General features: G+C 61.9%; 17 protein-coding genes. 12 read left to right on the top strand and 5 right to left on the bottom strand.

What is annotated here, in order from left to right; all coding sequences use genetic code 11:
* Nucleotides 1-219: 219 nt before the first annotated feature.
* Nucleotides 220-2,778, top strand: a complete 2,559-nt coding sequence (locus tag ACP7E3_RS16255) for an autotransporter outer membrane beta-barrel domain-containing protein (protein WP_426123702.1) — start codon at nt 220-222, stop codon at nt 2,776-2,778.
* Nucleotides 2,779-3,019: 241 nt separating this feature from the next.
* Complete coding sequence (locus tag ACP7E3_RS16250; RefSeq protein WP_426123700.1) at nt 3,020-5,176, top strand: TonB-dependent siderophore receptor; 2,157 nt, start codon at nt 3,020-3,022, stop codon at nt 5,174-5,176.
* Between the two features lie 36 nt (nt 5,177-5,212).
* On the opposite strand, the gene ACP7E3_RS16245 is transcribed toward ACP7E3_RS16250, so the two are convergent.
* Complete coding sequence (locus tag ACP7E3_RS16245) at nt 5,213-5,656, bottom strand: hypothetical protein (RefSeq protein WP_017846404.1); 444 nt, start codon at nt 5,654-5,656, stop codon at nt 5,213-5,215.
* Nucleotides 5,657-5,785: 129 nt separating this feature from the next.
* On the opposite strand from ACP7E3_RS16245, the gene ACP7E3_RS16240 reads away from it, so the two are divergent.
* The 4 genes from ACP7E3_RS16240 (at nt 5,786) to ACP7E3_RS16225 (ending at nt 9,055) form a co-directional block, all read left to right on the top strand.
* Nucleotides 5,786-6,406: a LysE family translocator gene (locus tag ACP7E3_RS16240; RefSeq protein ID WP_057004606.1), complete on the top strand. Its 621-nt coding sequence runs from the start codon at nt 5,786-5,788 to the stop codon at nt 6,404-6,406.
* Nucleotides 6,407-6,631: 225 nt separating this feature from the next.
* Nucleotides 6,632-8,098, top strand: a complete 1,467-nt coding sequence (locus ACP7E3_RS16235) for a DUF726 domain-containing protein (protein WP_128191367.1) — start codon at nt 6,632-6,634, stop codon at nt 8,096-8,098.
* 364 nt (nt 8,099-8,462) lie between these two features.
* A complete protein-coding gene (locus ACP7E3_RS16230; RefSeq protein ID WP_108524221.1) occupies nt 8,463-8,675 on the top strand; it encodes a hypothetical protein in 213 nt (70 codons plus the stop codon).
* A complete protein-coding gene (locus ACP7E3_RS16225) occupies nt 8,672-9,055 on the top strand; it encodes a hypothetical protein (protein ID WP_017846408.1) in 384 nt (127 codons plus the stop codon). The genes ACP7E3_RS16230 and ACP7E3_RS16225 overlap by 4 nt, the downstream gene beginning before the upstream one ends.
* 224 nt (nt 9,056-9,279) lie before the next feature.
* Here the strand turns inward: ACP7E3_RS16225 and ACP7E3_RS16220 are convergent, their stop codons facing one another.
* Entirely contained in the window at nt 9,280-10,173 is an 894-nt protein-coding gene (locus ACP7E3_RS16220) for a LysR family transcriptional regulator (protein WP_017846409.1), read from the bottom strand.
* A gap of 94 nt (nt 10,174-10,267) precedes the next feature.
* On the opposite strand from ACP7E3_RS16220, the gene ACP7E3_RS16215 reads away from it, so the two are divergent.
* Nucleotides 10,268-11,434: an MFS transporter gene (locus ACP7E3_RS16215; RefSeq protein ID WP_126588526.1), complete on the top strand. Its 1,167-nt coding sequence runs from the start codon at nt 10,268-10,270 to the stop codon at nt 11,432-11,434.
* Nucleotides 11,435-11,510: 76 nt separating this feature from the next.
* Here ACP7E3_RS16215 and ACP7E3_RS16210 read toward each other — a convergent pair whose 3' ends face one another.
* The gene (locus tag ACP7E3_RS16210) at nt 11,511-11,915 is read right to left on the bottom strand and encodes a RidA family protein (RefSeq protein ID WP_079443979.1); all 405 of its coding nucleotides are present in this window, start codon (nt 11,913-11,915) and stop codon (nt 11,511-11,513) included.
* Nucleotides 11,916-12,058: 143 nt separating this feature from the next.
* Between ACP7E3_RS16210 and ACP7E3_RS16205 the strand changes: the two genes are divergently transcribed.
* The 3 genes from ACP7E3_RS16205 (at nt 12,059) to dapA (ending at nt 14,895) form a co-directional block, all read left to right on the top strand.
* Nucleotides 12,059-12,985: a LysR substrate-binding domain-containing protein gene (locus tag ACP7E3_RS16205; protein WP_426123696.1), complete on the top strand. Its 927-nt coding sequence runs from the start codon at nt 12,059-12,061 to the stop codon at nt 12,983-12,985.
* A gap of 212 nt (nt 12,986-13,197) precedes the next feature.
* Complete coding sequence (locus ACP7E3_RS16200) at nt 13,198-13,680, top strand: VOC family protein (protein WP_017846413.1); 483 nt, start codon at nt 13,198-13,200, stop codon at nt 13,678-13,680.
* Between the two features lie 363 nt (nt 13,681-14,043).
* Nucleotides 14,044-14,895, top strand: coding sequence for a 4-hydroxy-tetrahydrodipicolinate synthase (dapA, locus tag ACP7E3_RS16195; protein WP_426123693.1), 852 nt, complete (start codon nt 14,044-14,046; stop codon nt 14,893-14,895).
* Here dapA and ACP7E3_RS16190 read toward each other — a convergent pair.
* Nucleotides 14,870-15,604 carry a GntR family transcriptional regulator gene (locus ACP7E3_RS16190; protein WP_057004611.1) on the bottom strand — a complete coding sequence of 245 codons (735 nt, stop codon included), beginning with the start codon at nt 15,602-15,604 and terminating at the stop codon, nt 14,870-14,872. The two genes, dapA and ACP7E3_RS16190, sit on opposite strands and share 26 nt — an antisense overlap.
* A gap of 2 nt (nt 15,605-15,606) precedes the next feature.
* Nucleotides 15,607-17,403: an allophanate hydrolase gene (gene atzF, locus ACP7E3_RS16185; RefSeq protein ID WP_426123691.1), complete on the bottom strand. Its 1,797-nt coding sequence runs from the start codon at nt 17,401-17,403 to the stop codon at nt 15,607-15,609.
* Between the two features lie 256 nt (nt 17,404-17,659).
* Between atzF and ACP7E3_RS16180 the strand changes: the two genes are divergently transcribed.
* A complete protein-coding gene (locus tag ACP7E3_RS16180) occupies nt 17,660-19,036 on the top strand; it encodes a pyridoxal-phosphate dependent enzyme (RefSeq protein WP_057004613.1) in 1,377 nt (458 codons plus the stop codon).
* Nucleotides 19,033-20,199: a cystathionine gamma-synthase gene (locus tag ACP7E3_RS16175; protein ID WP_426123689.1), complete on the top strand. Its 1,167-nt coding sequence runs from the start codon at nt 19,033-19,035 to the stop codon at nt 20,197-20,199. Before ACP7E3_RS16180 ends, ACP7E3_RS16175 begins: the two co-directional genes overlap by 4 nt.
* Nucleotides 20,200-20,216 lie beyond the last annotated feature (17 nt).

Here is a 20,216-nt window from a genome sequence, read left to right as displayed (position 1 = left end):
TTCTGACAGTGGCGGCCCGTTTGATGTGCGACTAAGGTGCAAAAAACCTGCACTGCTTAAGGCGCAGTCGAGAAAGCCATGCCAACCCTTTGCATTGGCCGATGTTTTCAGAATCGGGTAACCGGTACTCCCTGATCCGTATCGTTCGTTGTTGCCATGGTCCGAACGCACCTGCTTGTCCAGGTGCCGGGAGATGTTCCCTTCGAACGAGGACGGGTCATGCGCGCACCAACATCTTCTTTGTTGTACCTGGGCATCAGCTCAATCATCGCCGTGACGGCGTGGCCACTCCCCTCTTATGGCGCATGCACGATCAACAACAGCGCCGGCGACGATATCTCCACCTGCGACAGTGCCTCGGCACCGGGGTTTACCGACACCGCTGGCAACAACACCCTGAATATCAGCGGCAGCGGCGCCATCAACGGCAATGTCACCTTTGGTGCGGGTAACGACCTGGTGGACGTGAACGGGCCGACGGCGGCGCTCAACGGTGCGCTGAACCAAGGCGACGGCGCGAATATTTTCCGCCTGAACCTGGGCACCGTCAGCGGTTCGGTCACCCAAGGCGCAGGCGCGGATGTGGTACAGATCACCGGTGGGCAGGCGGGTGCAATAAGCCAAGGCGGCGGCATCGACAGCTTTGCAATGAGCGGCGGCACCATCGCTTCCCTGGCCCAGGGCGATGGCCTGGACACCTTCAACATGAGCGGCGGGGTCATCACCGGGGCGTTTGAAGATGGCGACCGAGCCACGATGAGAGGCGGCACCATTGGCCGGGTCGATATGAAGCTCGATAACAACGTGTTCGACATGCAAGGCGGCACCATCCTGGGCAATCTGGTCACCGGGTTCGGCAATGACCATATTCTCGTCTCGGGCACCAGTTACATCGGCGGCAACATCAGCACCAGCGGCGGCGATGACTTGATTGAAGTCAGCGGCGGCACGGTCAACGGGCAAATCCTCGCCAGTTTCGGCAAGGACCAGTTGATCTGGCACGATGGCGGCAAGGTCAACGGTTTGATCGTCATGGGCGCCGACGACGACACCGCGCTGCTGAAAAACCTCAACGAAACGTCGCTGTCCTCCAACCCCTTGGTGGATGGTGGCCTGGGTAACGACACGCTCACATTCGACAACACCCAGACCGACGTCCCCGCACGCTATACCGGCTGGGAACAGGTGCTGCTGGATAACGGCTCGGACCTCAAGCTGGGCGGTGCCTTCGTGCTGGGCGACAGCGCAACCGGCAGCGGCATCATGACCCTCGACGGTTCGAGCAAATTGACCGTCACCAGCGGTTCGATCGACCCCTTTACCGCCGGCCAATCCGTCACCTTGAACAACGGCGGCCTAATCGACATGACCACCGGCAGTACCAGCGCCACCGACACCCTGACGGTGAACGGGAACTACAACGGCAACGCTGGCCGACTCGCCTTGCAAAGCGTCTTGGGCAGCGACGGCTCACCCAGCGATTTGCTGGTGATCGGCACGGGCCAGATCAGCGGCACCACCGCTATCAGCGTAACCAATCTCGCCGGGCCGGGGGCCGAAACCGTGCAGGACGGCATCCAGCTGGTCCGCGCAATCAACGGCGCCAGCGGCGCCGGCACCCAGTTCACCCTGGCAAACCGGGTTTCCGCAGGCGCCTTCGACTACTACCTGTTCAAAGGGGGCGACAACGCGGGCACGGGCGAAAACTACTACCTGCGCTCTTCAGTGCCGGTGGCGCCGCTGCCGGGCCCGGTGACGCCGCTCCCCGAACCGGTGGTGGGCACCCCTGAACTGCCGACCAATCCGGGCCTCACGCCGATCCCGATCTATCGCCCGGAAGTACCGATCTACGCGGTGTTGTTTCCTGCCGCGCAACAAATCGTACAGGCCATGCTGGGCACCTATCACGAACGCATGGGCGATCAGCGCCAACAACAGCAGACCGGTGCGTTTCCTGCCGGTTGGGGGCGTATGTATGGCAACAGCAGCCGCCAGAGCTTTGCCGGCACGGTGAGCCCGACGCTGGACAGTTCGATGTCCGCCTTCCAGATCGGTACCGACGTGTACGCGAGCGCTACCGCCAACGGCGCGGTGCAGCGAGTCGGCTTCTTCGTCGGCCACAGCCGCTTGAAAGGTGACGTGAAAGGCTTCAACGGCGGCTGGCAAGACAACGCCGCTGGCAACACCACCTTGCGCGGTGACAGCCTGGGCGTTTACTGGACACTGATCGGCGCCAACCAGGCCTACCTCGATCTGGTGCTGATGGGCACCCGTTTCGATGGCAATAACGAATCGGACCGTGGGGTGAAGATGAAAACCCGCGGGCATAACGTCGCCGCATCCGTCGAGGTCGGCAGGCCGTTCCAGATGACCGCCGATTGGGTGGTTGAACCGCAGGCTCAATTGATCCTGAGCCGAACCAAACTGGACAGTCAGAACGATGGCATCTCCGACGTGGCCTACAACGCCGACACCAACGTCACCACGCGCCTGGGCATACGCCTGCGCGGCGACTATCAGGTCCGTGGCCTGCCGTTGCAGCCCTACGCGCGGGCCAATATCTGGCACAGCGCCGCCGGGCAGAACACCGTCACCTTTAACCGTGTGACAGACATCGACACCGAACAGAAATCCACCACCCTGGGCCTGAGTCTGGGCGCCACGCTGGAGGTGGCCAAGGGCGTCAGCCTGTACAGCGAAGTCGGCTATAACCGCAACCTGGACAGCCAGATGCTCAACGGCCGACAAGGCACCGTGGGCCTGCGAATGGAATTCTGACGGCGATTTTTTTCGCGGTGCCGTCGGTTTGAGCGCCAGCCCATTGGCACCCGCGAGCCCACGCAGCGGCGGATGATTTCGCGCTGGGAGGGTGATCTGTCCCCCCGACAGATGTGAAAAATTTGTTAAGTAATTCTCCCCCAAGTCTTTTTTGCGCGGATTCAATCTGCCACACTCACGCGAATAATTATCAATACGTTTATTATTCGCCATGGATGGCGCTCGGGGGAGGCTCAGATTCATGTCCGTTCAACAACCTGTCGGTACGCGTTTTTCACCCAGTCTATTGGCATTGGCCATCTGCCTCGGCGGCACCCAGACAACGCTGGCGGCCGATACCGAAAAGGCCGCGGCACCGCTTGAACTGGGCGCCACCGAGATCAGCGGCCAGGCACTCGGCGAGACCACCGAAGGCACCCAGTCCTACACCACCGGTGCTATGGCCACAGCCACCAAGTTGCCGCTGACCATGCGCGAGACCCCGCAGGCCGTGACCGTGATCACCCGCCAGCGCATGGACGACCAGGCCATGACCAGCGTCAACGATGTGGTCAAGAACACCCCCGGCCTGTTCCTCAGCCAGTCCAGCGGCCCCGGCCGGCAGACCTACAGCTCGCGTGGCTTCGACATCGACAACATGATGTTCGATGGTCTGCCCAGCGCCTACTCGGGTTACGCCAACAGCGTGCAGCCCAACCTGGCGATGTTCGACCGGGTCGAAGTGATCCGCGGCGCGACCGGCCTGGTCACCGGCGCCGGCAACCCTTCGGCGGCGATCAACTTCGTGCGCAAGCGCCCCACCGCTACGCCGCAGGTGTCGATCACCGGCGCGGCCGGCAGTTGGGATGACTATCGCATGGAGCTCGATGCTTCCAGCGCCTTGAACGACAGCGGCACCCTGCGCGGCCGCGTCGTCGGCTCGTACCGCGACGCCAACAGCTTCCGCGACAACGAAACCAGCGACCACGGCCTGTTCTACGCGATCAGCGAAGCTGACCTCAGCGAAGACACCACTGCCACCCTCGGTTTCTCCCGGCAGGAAGACCAGACCAACTTCTTCTGGGGCGGCCTGCCCATCGGCACCGATGGCCATCACCTGAACCTGCCCCGCTCCACCAACCCCGGCAGCGACTGGGAAAACAAGGAGCTGACAATCAACACTGTATTCGGCGACATCCAGCACCGCTTCGACAATGGCTGGAAACTCAACGTCGCCGGCTCCGCGTCGCAGCTGGACGGCGTGTTCACCGGCAGTTACCAATCGCGCTACCAGACCGAGCTGGCGCGCACCGCCTACCAGTCGCATCAGGACGACAAACAGTACGCCTTCGACACCTTCGCCAGCGGCCCGGTCGACGCCTTCGGCCGCACCCACGAAGTGGTGGTCGGCACCAGCAAACGCATCTACGACGCCACCTCCAAGGAATACAGCCCTTACGACACCAATTACCCGCTCAACGGCGCCAAACCCGACTTCCAGCGCAACGGCAAAACCCACACCCTCACCACCCAGGACGGCGTCTACCTGACCACGCGCCTCAACCTGGCCGACCCGCTCAAGGTGATCCTCGGCGCACGCTTGGACTGGTACGACTATGACGACCGTCAAAGCCAGGACGGCGACTACAAAGTCACCCGCAACCTGACGCGCTACGCCGGGGTGATCTACGACCTCGACGAGCACCACTCGGTCTACGCCAGCTACACCGACATCTTCAACCCGCAAAGCAGCAAGGACCTCTCGGGCAAGGTGCTGGAACCGATCGTGGGCGAAAACTACGAAGTCGGCATCAAGGGCGAATATTTCAACGGTGCGCTCAACGCCAGCCTGGCGGTGTTCCAGATCGACCAGAAAAACCGCGCCACCACCGCCGCCACCCAGGCTGGTTGCCCGGTGCTCACCTGCTACGCAGCCGCCGGCCTGGTGCGCAGCCAGGGCATCGACCTGGAACTGCAAGGCGCCCTCACCGAAAACTGGCAAGTCGGCGGCGGCTTCACCTACACCCGCGCGCATTTCATCAAGGACAGCGACCCGGCCAATGACAACCAGCGCTTCAGCTCCGATACACCGGAGCGCCTGTTCAAACTCACCACGTCCTACCGCTTCCAGGGCCCGCTGGAAAAACTGCGCATCGGTGGCAACGTCTACTGGCAGAGCCGCATGTACAACGACATCGCCCTCACCAACGGCAGCTATCGCCTGGAGCAAGGCAGCTACGCGGTGGCGGACGTGATGGCCGGTTACCAAGTGAACCAGCACCTGGACCTGCAAGTGAACGCCAACAACATCTTCGACCGCACCTACTACTCGGCGATCGGCAACAGCACGATCTGGGGCTCCACCGACACCTACGGCAACCCGCGCAGCTTTGGGGTAACGGCGAAGTACAGTTTCTGACGCTGATGAGGCCGCTCGGGTAGCCGTTCTCGATCTTCAGGCAGGCGCAAAAGACGCACGAACGCGGGTTTCATCCGTGCTCTGCGAACTGCTGAGCTGACCGGCTTCATTGAGCACCTTCAACGCGCCATCGGCCTCCACCGTAAAGCCATATTTCGTGCCGGCCAAATCCGGATAAGTCGCCGCGAGCGTTGACTGGAATGTCTTGAACGTGGCGTTCAGCACGCTTTGCGCGCCTTTGGCGATCTCGATGATCCGAGGAAGCGCCCGTGATGCGGAGCGGCCGACCCACGTATCGATAGCCTCCAGCGACTGCATTGGTTCAGCGTCTGCGCTGGGATGGTAGACAGCCGCCGGGCCGGCGCTGGCCACGGCGTCCTTCGCGAGGTCCGTCAGAGGCTTGGCCACGAGTATCTGGTCGGCAGGCGTAAGGTGGGTATTGGCGGGCGGGATATAGGTAGAACTGAGGGTAAGTACCATTTCATCGGTCCATGATTGAGTGGTTCACAGCGGTTATCGACGTCAAGGGGGCAAACTTTAGGACATGGATTGTCTTCCCCCCTCAAGCCCCTTTATCCTCGACCCTCCCCGCCAGAACCCGGAACCGCCATGGACCTCACCACCCTCGTCCTCTTCCTACCCGCCTGCTTCGCCCTGAACATGGCACCCGGTCCCAACAACCTGCTGTCCGTCAGCAACGCCACGCGCTACGGCTACCGCACTGCCTGCCTCGCCGGCATCGGCCGCCTGCTCGCCTTCGCCGGCATGATCGCCCTCGCCTCCGCCGGGTTGGCGGTGGTGCTGCAAACGTCGGAGTTGTTGTTCTACGCGATCAAGATCGTCGGTGCGGCGTATCTGTTCTATCTGGCGTTGCAACTGTGGCGGGCCGATCCGCAGGCGCAGAGCGAATCGGTTACGGCCAAGGTAGGAACATGGGCGTTGGCGCGTCAGGAGTTTCTGGTAGCGGCGGGCAACCCGAAAGCCATCCTGATCTTCACCGCCTTTCTCCCGCAGTTCGTGGTGCCCGGCCAGCCCATCACCCCACAGTTCGCCCTGCTCGGCGCACTGTTCCTGGTGCTGGAATGGATCGCCATCAGCCTCTACGCCTATATGGGCCTGCACATGCGCCGCTGGTTCGCCGAGCCACGGGGCAAGCGGTTGTTCAATCGCTGCTGCGCGGGGTTGTTGTCTGCGGCGGCGACGGTGTTGCTGATGGCGCGGCGGGCTTGAATGGCGTTCTCAAAGCGGCGGGATGCGCGCGGTGTTGCCTGTCGGCCTCATGGGTTGCTCTTCAAACACCAACACCGCGTTTTCGGGACGAATAAGCAGCAAGCCACGTTCAGGCCCTACTGAGTAGAGGTCTAGCCCCGCGCCTTTGTGCCTAAACATCCGTTTACAACAGCAATAGCCAAATGCCACCATTCGCTCATCTACGATTTGCTACAAGGACGTCGCGTGAGCCACAACTTCAAGTTCTTGACCCTACCCCACCGCTCCGGCGAGGTCGCCAACATCTTTATCCACGGCTACTCAGCCGGCCACGATATAGAAGACCGGTGCGCGCTGAGCAAATGTATCCCGTCATCCCTCCACGAGTGCATCAACATCTTTGCGTTCTGGCCTTCCGGTCATTGGAGCCAGTTCGATAAGTTATCCAGCAGTAGCGTGGCGGCAATGGCTCGGTTGAACATCTTCGCGGGTACAGCGGCAGCAGTGGCCGATCGCGCCGTCCACTTCAACACCAGCCGCAAGCGCGCCACCGCCATGGGCAAGACACTGCTCTCGCAACTTGAGGGCTACCTGCTCAAACATCACCCCTACGTGTCGAAGGTCAATCTGGTCGGGCACTCGCTTGGCGGGCGGGTCGTCGTGAGTGCGCTACTCAATCTACTCGACAAGCCAACTGATCACGATCTTGAAATTGGCGATGTGTTGTTGATGGCGGCGGCGGCCGAATTGTCGGGAGACGAGGCTCGAGCCATCCGCAAGCGCACAAACTGCAGGCTGTACAATGCTTACTCAAAAGATGACGACGTTCTGCGATTGAATATGGGCGAAAGCAGCGCGGGTCGCCAGCCAATCGGTAACTGCAAAAACGTTCGGATGGAGTCCTTCGGTCATACAGACTATTGGCCGCGTCTGGAGCAAGTACTCAGGGCATCAGGCTTCCATGGCTACAAAAGTGGCCTGCCGGCGTCGAATCAGCCCCAACTGATCATCAAGAATCCCGATCCGGTCGTGACCGACCATTTCATTTATGACCTGCTCGAACTGACCAGCGATCGAATCCGCAATCAAGTCGCCAAGCACCTGCGTAGCAGCAGTTGGACGACCCTTGAGACCGACCATTCACTGTATCTGCTGACCAAGGAATTCCAACTACTGGGCGGCCACTGCTTGGCCAACCTGGCGCGTAGACGCGGTCTCAAGTATCTACAGATCCTGCTCATGCTGACAGAACACTACGACTTGGTAGACGAGTTGCACGATTGTGCTCGGGTGATTGAGATGGAGGGGTTGCTCATCAGCAAATGCTTCCACTCTTCTTTCGGTGAGGGTCATGTACTCGCGTCAAAACACGACATTGCCCAGCATTTGGAGGTCATGTCCGAGAAAGCTTACTTTGAGCAGGTCGATGCGTTGGCGGCAAGCCTGACCGTTACGTCTTACTTCTCGACCCCTAGCGCACCTGCCCCTGTGTATCGCAAGGCGCACTCAACGCTGACCAGTAAGAACAAGGAGTTAACGCTGGCATCTGCAACGCGACTGCCCTCCCTCACTCATCTGGTTTCGACCGAGCGCATCAAGGCGGCGGTTACGAACCTGAAAAGTGCAGTCAAGCCCGGCTACTCGGCCTTGATTCCCGCGGTTGCGATTCTCTTCTATGCGCGCTTGAAGCTGAATAACGAAGGGCTGCTCTAACCCTAGCGTGCTCAATGGCTGTGCCTCGCCCTCGACACCTCAAACTGTTATTTGAGTACCGCGAAGTGCAGATCATTAATCATTGAGGGGATTGGGAATGACTGGCAGGGATGCCTTAAAACTAAAGAATGGTGGGCGACAGCCGACAACCTGAGCGTGCGAAGGGGGATTTTAGAAGCCCAACCAAGTATCAGACAAGCAAAGTACGCAGGATCGCGATGGGATTTCAAACTGGAAGATCAGCAACTCACGCGACGGACATGGATGCTCAATCGACGATTTCCGGATCATTCCGGGGTACGGCCTTTAGTGCAGACCCGACAAACATATTCTAAAAACCAACACAACCCACATAAGGCCGCACATGATTATTGTCGTAATAGCCGGAATTATTTTAGCCGTCGTTATGTTCAAGCTATTGCTTCCACTTTTAGGGGAAATGGTAGGGGTGATAATCGGCGGGCTGCTGCTACTTGGCGCAATCGCTTTGTGCGTAGCTTTTCCACCGATCATTATTCTTTTTTTGATCATCGGATTCATTGTTGCCGGCAATAAAAAAACGAAGGACAAGCAATGAGCGTAACGACAGAGAAAGAACTAGCCGACGCGGTAAACCGCAATGAAGACACCATCGTGATTGAAGGCGATCTTGCAAAAAAAACCATTCGGATAAAGGCTACCGGCACGGTTGCATGGGCTGTGGCCATTGGTTCTATATGCATAGTCTTTTATGGCGTCATAGCCACCGTCGGTACGGGTGGTGTTGCCACACCGGTTGCTGGCTTCGCAGCGGTTGCCGGGTCAGGCGGAGCCCTCAGCGTTCTAGGGGCTGCAGCAACTTCGGCGGCTATATCCATGGCCGTTTCGGTGAGAAGCCTTAGCGTGTTAAAAAAGTTAAGAGGCAACTATAAGATAGTGAGTAAGTCGGACAACAAAGTCACGCTTAAGCGCAGCTAAAACAGTGCTTCGCAGTTGGCCCCGGCATCTCACCCAAAACGACCAATTCCGAGCCAATAAATTTATTGCTCGGCGGTCGAATACAATTCATGTTCGGTACTTCGCCAGCTGCTGCGCAGCATTCTATTAGCACTCGAATGAGTTTGGATTCGGGTGTTGGTCACTATTTGCTTAATGCAAACAGCATCGCGCGAGTACCCGCAAGGATCAGCTAACGCCAGCACCTACATCCGATGCTGTTCCAGCAGAAAGTCCACGAACAACCGCACCCGCGCCGGCATTGCCGAGCCACCCACGAACACCGCATGAATCGGTTCCTCGTCGCCGGGGTTCCAGGCTTCCAGCAGCGGTATCAGATCGCCACGCTGCAGGTCCTCGCTCACGCTGAACTCGCCGATACGCGCAATGCCGGCACCTACTCGCGCGAGTTGGGCCAGCGCTTCGCCACTGCTGCACTCGATGTTGCCGCTGACCTTCAGGGAAAACGCTTTTCCGTCGCGGATGAATGGCCAGTTGGGTTCGGCACGTCGGAAGTTGAAGCGTAGGCAGTTGTGCCGCAGTAGATCCTCCGGTTCCAGGGGGATGCCGTGGCGCTGCAGATACGCGGGCGATGCCACCACTACCTGGCCGGTGGCGCCGATCCTGCGTGCGGTCAGCGGGCTGTCGGGCAGATAACCAAAACGTACCGCCACGTCGGCCTGGCCGCCGAGAATGTCGACCACTTCGTCGCCGAGGGTGAGGTCGACGACGATGTTCGGGTAGCGCGCGCTGAATGCCGCCACCAAGGGCACGATGGCCAGCCGCCCATGACCAAGCGCGGCGCTGACGCGCAATCGCCCCCTTGGGACGCCCTGGTCGGCGATGGCTTCTTCGACCTCGGCCATGTCGGCCAGGATGCGCCGGGCGCCGCGCAGGAACGCCTCGCCCTCGGCGGTGAAGGTGAGCGATCGGGTGGTGCGCAACAGCAGCCGAGTGCCAAGACGCTGTTCAGTACGGGCGATGATCCGACTGACCGCCGAGGGTGTCAGCCCCAATGTCCGCGCGGCGGCCGACAGGCTGCCTTCCTGCGCCACGCTGACGAACACGCCCATTTCACCCGATCTGCCGTTGAAGTCCATTTGTGCCCCTTACGCAAAGGTGATTGCCAAAAATGCTATCTACCGCCTGAAAAGGCTGAATCGTAGCATTGGCGGCATAGATAAGGAGCCTTCCATGCGTATCAATCCACCACTTGTCGCACTCGCCATGGGTGCCTTTGGCATCGGCGTTACCGAGTTCGCCCCCATGGGCATGTTGCCGAGCATCGCGGCGGATCTCGGTGTTTCCATTCCCGCCGCAGGTCTGTTGGTCAGTGCATACGCCCTGGGCGTACTGCTCGGCGCGCCGCTGATGACCCTGACCACCGGCAGGATTCCACGGCGCTATCTGCTGATCGGACTCATGGCGATTTTCACCCTGGGGAATCTGATGTCAGCCCTGGCGACCGATTACTACAGCCTCATGGTCGCCAGGGTGGTGACCTCACTGAACCACGGTGCGTTCTTTGGCGTCGGCGCCATCGTCGCCGCCAGCGTGGTTGCCCCGCAGAAACGTGCCGGAGCGGTTGCGGCCATGTTCATGGGCCTGACCCTGGCGACCATCGGCGGTGTGCCGCTGGCCGCCTGGTTCGGCGAACTGTTCGGCTGGCGCAGCGCATTCTGGGGGATTACCGGCCTCGGTGTGGTGGCCATGGCCGCGTTATGGTTCGCCCTGCCCAACCTGCCGGCGCCGCAAAGCGGCGGTGTACTGGCCGAAATTCGGGTATTGGGCCGTGGCCCGGTGCTGGGGGCGCTGGCCCTCACTGTCGTCGGCTCGGGGGCAATGTTTACCGTCTTCACCTACATCGCGCCGATCCTCAGCAGCGAGACCCACGCGTCCACCGCCTACATCACCGCCATGCTGGTGCTGTTCGGTGTGGGGTTGACGCTGGGCAACATGTGGGGCGGCAAGGCCGCCGACCGCTCGATAGATCGCACCCTGATCGTTTCGCTGAGCGTGCTCATTCTCGTCTTGCTCGCGTTCACCGTACTGATGCGTTGGCCGCTGCCGGCCGCCGTTGCCATCCTGATATGGGGTATCGCCAGCTTCGCCCTGGTGCCGCCGCTGCAGATGCGCGTCATGGAAGCGGCCAAGGACGCGCCCAATCTGGCCTCGGCGGTGAACATCGGCGCCTTCAACTTAGGCAACGCGATTGGTGCGGCGCTGGGCGGAGCGGTGATCAATGCCGGGCTGGGTTATCCGGCGATTTCCCTGGCCGGGGCAGCAATGGCGGGGCTGGGGCTGCTGATGGTGTTGGCTTTTGCCTGGCGTTCCAGAACGCTTGCAACTGCGGCGGTGTGACGTGCGCGCTGTCACAGCCCAACGGTTCAGGATGAACCGCTTTCGGTACCGCGCCCTTGCGTAATCGCTGGCCAGATCATCCCCCGGTGCCTTCCGGCAGCTTGGCAATCACCTTGATCTCGAACTGGTAACCATACAGCCACGTGACACCCACGCCGGTCAGCGTCGGGTGTGGCGCCCGGCCCCAGAACTCCGGCACAACCTTCCAGATCGTCTCGAACGTCGACTCGGGATCGACGATGAAGACGGTGACGTCAATCACATCGTCGAAGGTGCAACCGGCAGCGACCAGGATTGCATTCAGGTTGGTGAACGCGCGTCGGACCTGGGCCTCCAGATCGGGTTCGGGCGAGCCATCTTCGCGACTGCCGACTTGCCCCGACACAAATAAAAAACCATTGGACTTGATCGCCGGCGAATAGCGATTGCGCTCGTAAAGCGCCTGGCGTCCAGGTGGAAAAACAACATCACGCTGCGTCATAGGTGCCTCCATCAATGGGTCAAAGCCGACCCGGAACTAACGATGCAGAGACTGTATGGACTTGTACCTGGGCGATAAACACGCAACCTTAGCCAGCACTGTTTGTAAAATCCAAACAATCCAATCGAGAGCCGGGGTTAGCAATGGACCGTTTTGATGCGATGCAGGCGTTTGCTCGCGTGGTGGAAGCTGGCAGCTTCACCAAAGCGGCCGAAACACTGCACATGAGCAAGACCACCGTGACACAACTGGTACAGCAGTTGGAGGCACGGTTGCGGGTTAAATTGCTTAACCGCACCACGCGCAAAGTCAACGTCACGGCCGACGGTGCAGTCTATTACGAGCGAGTGTTACGACTGCTGGCCGACATGGACGACGCCGAGACCAGCCTGTCCGGCGCCTCGACACTGCCCAGGGGGCGATTACGAGTGGATGTGCCAAGCCCCCTGGCCAGCATGATTCTAGTCCCCGCATTGCCCGAGTTTTACCTGCGCTACCCGGACATCCAGATCGACATGGGCGTCAGCGACCGGATCGTGGATATGATCGGTGAGAACATCGATTGCGTGGTGCGCGGCGGCGAGATAAAGGATCAGTCGCTGATGGCCCGGAAGGTTGGCGACCTCCAGCTTGGCGTTTTCGCCGCACCGAGCTACCTGGCCCGCGTCGGTATCCCCGCGCATCCGCGGGAGCTGGAAGATTCGCAACACCGTATCGTCGGCTTCTTGTGGGCGCGCACCGGTAAAGCCCTGCCCTACTCCATGCGCAACCACGCTGAGAGCCTCCAGGTCAAAGGCCGCTATGCGCTGGCAGTCGACGATGGCAACGCCTACCTCGCGGCCGGCCTGGCCGGGCTGGGTGTGCTTTGGCTGCCCAAGTACATGTCCACGACCTACGAAGCACGCGGCGAATTGGTGCCCCTGTTCAAGGACTGGCGTCTCGACCCGATGCCGATCTACGTGGCATTTCCGCCGAACCGGCATATCAGCATCAAGGTGCGCGTGTTCATCGATTGGGTCGCGCAGCTGATGGCGCAGCATGCGCCTGTCAGCGAGCAACGTGGTTCGTGACGGTGGCGTTGAGGGCGCGCAGACGTTTTGCTCATCTGCGCGTTCTTCGTCCTTGACGATCGGCTTGAGAGAATCGTGGGTGTTGCTGGCCCCAGCATGCTGATTCTGTATGCGGCCTCTGTCGGAGAGGCCGCGGTACTCGGTTCGCAACACCGCATCCGCCCTTCACCCTGATCTAAACTCCACACACCCATTCACCGTGGAGACCGAACATGAACAACAAAAACACCCTGTGCCTCTGGTACAACGGCACCGCCCTGGACGCTGCGACGTTTTATGCCAAGACCTTCCCGGACAGTGCGGTGAAAGCGTTACACCGCGCGCCGGGGGATTATCCCGCAGGTAAACAGGGCGACATTCTGACCGTCGAGTTCACCGTGCTGGGCATCCCGTGTCTCGGCCTGAATGGCGGTCCGGCATTCCCGCACACCGAGGCGTTTTCCTTTCAGGTGGCTACCGATGACCAGGCCGAGACTGATCGGCTGTGGAACGCCATCATCGACAACGGTGGCCAGGCCAGTGCCTGCGGTTGGTGCAAGGACAAGTGGGGCCTGTCGTGGCAGATCACGCCGCGTGTGTTGTCGGCCGCCGTGACCCATGCCGACCCGGCGACGGCCAAGCGAGCCTTCGAGGCGATGATGACCATGACCAAGATCGACATTGCCGCGATTGAGGCCGCAGTGGCTAATCCCTGACCGACAACGATCGTTTCACCGCCCAGGCACTGTTCAAGTGCCTGGGCCGTGCAACCTGCCGGTAACTACGCAGGGCTTGACACATTTACTCACACCCCCTGAAGATGGAGCCCTCATTCAGGGTGTGTCAGCTCATGCTTGCAACGTCTTTCGTTAACCTTTCCGTCATTGGCTTGATCGCCAAGGCGCAAGGTTGCGTTGCGCGCGCCCTCAAATCGAAGAAACAGTCGCTCATGTGACCGGGGCGCGCTGTCCCGTCAGATGAGCTGACAGGACATTGAGCGCGACGGACACCCTGCCCTTGCACAATTCCTTCTGCCCTTCTGACGGTGACTTAATCGGTCAATCATCAGGAGAGAGTGCATGTCAGCGTTTCAAGGTATCTGGGTTCCCGTGGTCACGCCGTTTCAGGACGGCGCCATCGACTTTATCGGCTTGCGCCGGCTGGTTGAGCATCTGCTGGAAAAGCACGTGGCCGGGATCATGGTCTGCACCACCACGGGCGAAGCCGCGGCGTTGAGCCGCCAGGAACAACTGGCGGTGCTGGATGCGGTGTTGCAGTGGGTGCCGGCGCACCGCGTGGTGATGGGCCTGGCGGGATATAACCAGATTGAGCTGTTGCAGTTCCAGGGCGAAATCCTCAAACGCCCGGTGGCCGGGCTGTTGGTGCCGGCGCCCAGCTATATCCGTCCATCCCAGAGCGGCCTTGAAGCGTTCTTCCGCACGGTGGCCGATGCCTCCGGTGTGCCGATCATTCTCTATGACATTCCCTATCGCACCGGCGCGACCTTCGAACAGGCCACGCTGCTGAACATCGTCGCCCATCCGCGCATCGTCGCGGTCAAGGACTGTGGCGGCAACCTGGGCAATACCCTGGCGCTACTGGCCAGTGGGGCGGTGGATGTGCTGTGTGGCGAGGACATCCAGATCTTTAACGCGTTGTGCCTTGGCGCCACTGGGGCGATCGCAGCGTCGGCACATGTACACACCGAGCAGTTCGTGGCGCTGTGGCAGCAGGTGCGGGATAACCAGTTGAGCGAGGCGCGGCAGACGTTTTTCCAGTTGCTGCCGTTGATCGATACGTTGTTTATGGAGCCCAACCCGGCACCGGTCAAGGCGGCGCTGGCCGTGCAGGGGCTGATCGGCAGTGAATTGCGCGCACCGATGCAGCGGGCCGGCGATGCCACCGTCAGCCGTCTGCAAGCGTTGCTGTGAAGCCGGTTGATTGAGTGTCCCGCGCCACCTGCAACCGGTGCAACGTGATGTTGCGCACCTGCTGCTTGCTCAGTTCGATATGCCGCTTGAGCAGCTGCTGCGCCTCTTCACCGCGCCGTTGCAGGATAGCGTCGAGTATCTGCGCGTGTTCTTCGTAGGTCGCCGCGATCCGCGATGCCTGGGTAAAGTCGAGCCGGCGGATGATGCGGATTTTTTCCGTAATGGCGTAGTGCATGCGCGCCATTTCGCGGTTGCCGGTGGCTTCCACCAGGGCGCAGTGAAAGCGCTCGTCCAGCGCGGACACCTCCTGGGTGTCCTGCTGGCGTTCGCCCTCCTCCACCTGCCAGATCGCCTGCAACCCTTGCAACAGCGCAGGGCGCGGTTCATCCATCAGGCATAAGCGGTTGACCGCCGCCAGTTCCAGAATGATCCGCAGGTCATACAGCTCTTCGAAGTAGGTGAAGTCGAACGGTTTCACCTGCCAGCCACTGCGGAAGTACACCTCCAGGTAACCTTCCTTCTCCAGACGATAGAGCGCCTGACGCACCGGGGTGCGACTGACGTTCATGCGCTCGGCCACTTCGCCTTCGCTGAAGCGGTCGCCCGGCAGCAGGCGAAAGTCGAAGATATCCGCCTTGAGCTGCGCGTAGATGCGTTCGGCCAGGCTGTCGGGGCGCGCCTTGGGATTTTTCAGGGTTGAGCCCGGCATGCTTAGCCCCGGCTCGCGATAAAGGCGCGCCAGCCGCCGAATTCGGTGATGTCGAGCGCATCGGCCAGGGCCCAGGGTTCGCAGATAAAGCCTTTGACGCTGCGCCCGTCGGTCAGGCTCAGGTTGCCAATGCCCAGCGGTGCGGGGACTTCGGCGACGAACTCGCCAAAGCGGGCGATGGGCATGTCCCACAGCTCGACGATGATCGAGCGGCCACTGTCCGCCCTGGCCAGCCCAGGCTTGGGCGGCACGGTGCCCGGTAGCGCGTAGAGTCGATAGCTGTCGGCGGTCAGCGTTTGCTCCACCAGCACCGCATTGCGCGTGGTCAGTTGGAAATTCAGCGGCATGCCGCTCAGGTGTGCGCCGACCACCGCCAAGCGCACGCTGCCGGGCGCGGGGGTTGGTGCGGCCGGTGCGGGCAACTCGCGCGCAGTGGCGCCCAGCGGCAGGCCGAGGCCGGCTTGCCAGCGCTTGCCCAAATGGGCCAGGGCCGTGTCATGCCAGGCCGGCGCCAACAAGGTGATGCCGCTGGGCAAGCCATCTGCGCGCAAGCCGGCGGGCAGCGCCAGCGCGCACAGGTCCGCCAGGTTGGTGAAGTTGGTGTAATAGCCGAATTGCGAGTTGTAGCGCACCGGCTCCAGCGCCATCTCGGCCTGGGTGCGAATCGTCGGCGAGGTCGGCACCAGCAATGCGTCGAAGCCCGCCAGCGTGTCGTTGATGCGCCGGCTCAGGTCGGCGCGCAGGTATTCAGCTTTGTAAGCGTCGCAGGCGCTGTACTCAAGCCCGTTTTCGACGATGCCGCGCACCACCGGGTTGATCGCGTCCGGCTGCTGTTCAAGCATGCTGTGCAGGGCGACCGTGCGCTCGGCGACCCATGGGCCGAAATACAACTGGTCCGCCAGCGCCTTGAACGGGCTGAAATCCACCGGGGTGATCTGCGCACCCAACGCCTTGAAGCGCTCGACGGCCTGCTCGAATACGGCCTGGTTCTGGGTATCGCCGAAGAACTCCAGGGTCGCCGGAATGGCGAGTTTGATCGCACGCCCCACCGCCACCGGCGCGGTATGGGGGTTGGCGCGGGAATAAGCGTCGCTCGCGTCGTAGCCTTCGGCCACTTGCGCCACGGATTCGGCGTCTTCCACGGTCAGGGCAAACACCGAGATGCAATCCACCGTGCGGCACGCAGGCACCAGGCCGGTATTGGACAGGCGGCCTTTGCTGGGTTTTAACCCGACGATATTGTTGAACCCCGCCGGCACCCGACCGGAGCCGGCGGTGTCGGTGCCCAGGGAGAACGCCACCAAACCCCGGGCGACCACCGAGGCGGAACCGGAGCTGGAACCGCCGCTGACATACGCCGGATTGAAGCTGTTGGCCACCGCGCCATACGGCGAGCGGGTGCCCACCAGGCCGGTGGCGAACTGATCGAGGTTGGTCTTGCCCATCAGGATCGCACCGGCCGCACGCAGCTTGGCGACGACGCTCGCATCCGACGCCGGGGCGTAGGCAAATTCCGGACACGCCGCCGTGGTCTCCCAACCGACCGCGTCGATGTTGTCCTTGATCGCAAACGGCACGCCATACAACGGCAACTGGGTCATATCGCCACCGACCGCCGCCAGCCGCTCGCTCAATTGCGCCAACTGCGCCGTCAGTTGTTCAGGCCGCGCGCGCGCGATCCAGGCGTTGTCGGCGGCGGCGTATTGCGCGGCCAGGGTCAGCACGATGTCCGGGGTGATCGTCCCGTTGCGATAGGCCTCACGCCATTCGCCGAGGGTCCAGCCGATAACACTCTGCATAAGGGTCTCCATCTTGTATCCAAGTTTGGATTTGTTTCTAGCAAACCCCAGGCCAGCTGCGCACACCCAACGATTGCGCGGGTTCGCGCCCAGGCGGCGCGGCAAGACTGCCCACCGATGGCGCACCGAGCCTTCGCTCATGCGCCAAAAAAAGACAGCCGGCCGACCGCGCAGTTGCGACCCGTGCAATAGCGGCCTATGTTCCAAGCCACGCTTTGCCGTTTGCTGTCCCCCCACCCTACACCCAGGTGACGACATGCCCACGCTTGCCCGCCCCGCCGTGCTTGAACTGATCGGCAACACTCCGCTGGTGCGGATCAGCCGCTTCGACACCGGCCCCTGCACGCTGTTTCTCAAGCTCGAATCGCAAAACCCCGGCGGCTCGATCAAGGATCGCATCGGCCTGGCGATGATCGACGCCGCCGAGCGCGACGGCCGCCTGCGCGTCGGCGGCACGATTGTCGAAGCCACCGCCGGCAACACCGGGCTGGGCCTGGCGCTGGTGGGCCGGGCGAAAGGCTACCGGGTGGTGCTGGTGGTGCCCGACAAGATGTCCACCGAAAAGGTGCTGCACCTCAAGGCCATGGGCGCCGAAGTGCATATCACCCGCTCCGATGTCGGCAAAGGCCACCCCGAGTACTATCAGGACGTGGCCGCGCGCCTGGCCAAGGACATCCCGGGCTCGTTCTTCGCCGACCAGTTCAATAACCCGGCCAACCCGCTCGCCCACGAAACCAGCACCGCGCCGGAGCTCTGGGCGCAGACCGAGCATGACCTCGACGCGATTGTGGTCGGCGTCGGTTCGGCCGGCACGCTCACCGGGCTGACGCGCTTCTTCAAGCGGGTGCAGCCGGCGCTGGAGATGGTGCTGGCCGACCCCGTCGGTTCGGTGATGGCCGAGTACAGCCGCAGTGGCACCCTGGTCACCCCGGGTTCCTGGGCGGTGGAAGGCATCGGCGAAGACTTCGTCCCCTCGATTGCCGACCTGTCTAGCGTGCGCCACGCCTACTCCATCAGCGATGAAGAGAGCTTCGACCACGCCCGCCAGTTGCTCAAGGCCGAAGGCATTCTCGGCGGCTCGTCCACCGGCACCCTGCTCGCCGCAGCCTTGCGCTATTGCCGCGCACAGACCGCGCCCAAGCGCGTGGTCAGCTTCGTCTGCGACACCGGCACGCGTTACCTGTCGAAGGTCTACAACGACCAATGGATGAGCGACGCGGGCTTGCTGCACTACAAGCACTACGGCGACCTGCGCGACCTGATCGCCCGGCGCTTCGAAGACGGCCGCGTGATCAGCGTCAGCCCCGACGACACCCTGCTCACGGCCTTCCAGCGCATGCGCCTGGCCGATGTCTCGCAATTGCCGGTGCTGGTGAATGGCCAGGCACTGGTGGGTGTGATCGACGAATCCGACATCCTGCTGGGCCTGCACCACGACGCCGCGGACTTTTCCATGATCGTCGCCAGCGCCATGACCGAAACCTTGCACACCCTCGACCCCAGCGCCAGCCTCGCCGAGTTGCAGGCGGAGCTGGATCGCGGCCTGGTCGCCATCATCGCCGACGCGTCGGGCTTCCATGGCCTGATCACCCGTGTCGACCTGCTCAATCACCTGCGGAGATCCCTTGCATGAGTCAGCCCGATAAAAGCGCGTTTGCCACCCGTGTGATCCACGCCGGGCAATCGCCCGACCCGACCACCGGCGCGCTGATGCCGCCAATCTACGCCAATTCCACCTACCGGCAAGACAGCCCCGGCGTACACAAGGGCTTCGACTATGGCCGCTCCCACAACCCCACGCGGTTCGCCCTGGAACGCTGCGTGGCCAACCTGGAAGGCGGCCGCCAGGCGTTTGCCTTTGCCTCGGGGCTGGCGGCGATTTCCACCGTGCTGGAGTTGCTGGATGCCGGCAGCCATGTCGTCTCCGGCAACGACCTGTATGGCGGCACCTTCCGCCTGTTCGACAAGGTGCGCCAACGCAGCGCCGGGCATCGTTTCAGTTATGTCGACTTGAGCGATGTGCAAGCGTTTGAAGCCGCGTTGCAGGACGACACGCGCATGGTCTGGGTCGAGACGCCCAGCAACCCGCTGCTGAGCCTGACCGACCTCAGCGCCATCGCGCGCATCTGCCGCGCCCGCGGCATCCTCTGCGTGGCCGACAACACCTTCGCCAGCCCGTGGATCCAGCGCCCGCTGGAGCTGGGTTGCGACATCGTGGTGCATTCCACCACCAAATACCTCAATGGCCACTCCGACGTGATCGGCGGCATCGCAATTGTCGGTGACAACCCCGAACTGGCCGAGCGCCTGGGCTTCCTGCAGAACTCGGTCGGCGCCATCGCCGGGCCGTTCGACGCCTTCCTGACCCTGCGCGGCGTGAAAACCCTGGCCCTGCGCATGGAGCGCCATTGCAGCAATGCACTGGACCTGGCGAGCTGGCTCGAACACCAACCGCAGGTGGCGCGGGTTCACTACCCGGGCCTGGTCTCGCACCCCCAGCACGCCCTGGCACGTCGGCAGATGCGCGGGTTTGGCGGGATGATTTCGGTGGTATTGAACAGCGACCTGGCCGGCGCCAGGCGTTTCCTGGAACACGTCAAACTCTTCGCCCTGGCCGAAAGCCTTGGCGGCGTGGAAAGCCTGATCGAACACCCGGCGATCATGACCCATGCCAGCATCCCGGCAGCGACGCGGGCGCAATTGGGCATTGGCGATGGGTTGGTGCGGTTGTCGGTGGGGGTTGAAGATGTGGAGGACTTGCGCGCGGACCTCGCGCAAGCCTTGGCCTATATCTAATGTGGGAGGGGCGGTGC

Source organism: Pseudomonas sp. PSPC2-3, from assembly GCF_049898265.1.
GTDB classification, from domain to species: Bacteria; Pseudomonadota; Gammaproteobacteria; order Pseudomonadales; family Pseudomonadaceae; genus Aquipseudomonas; species Aquipseudomonas veronii.
This window is presented reverse-complemented; position numbering and strand designations above follow the sequence as displayed.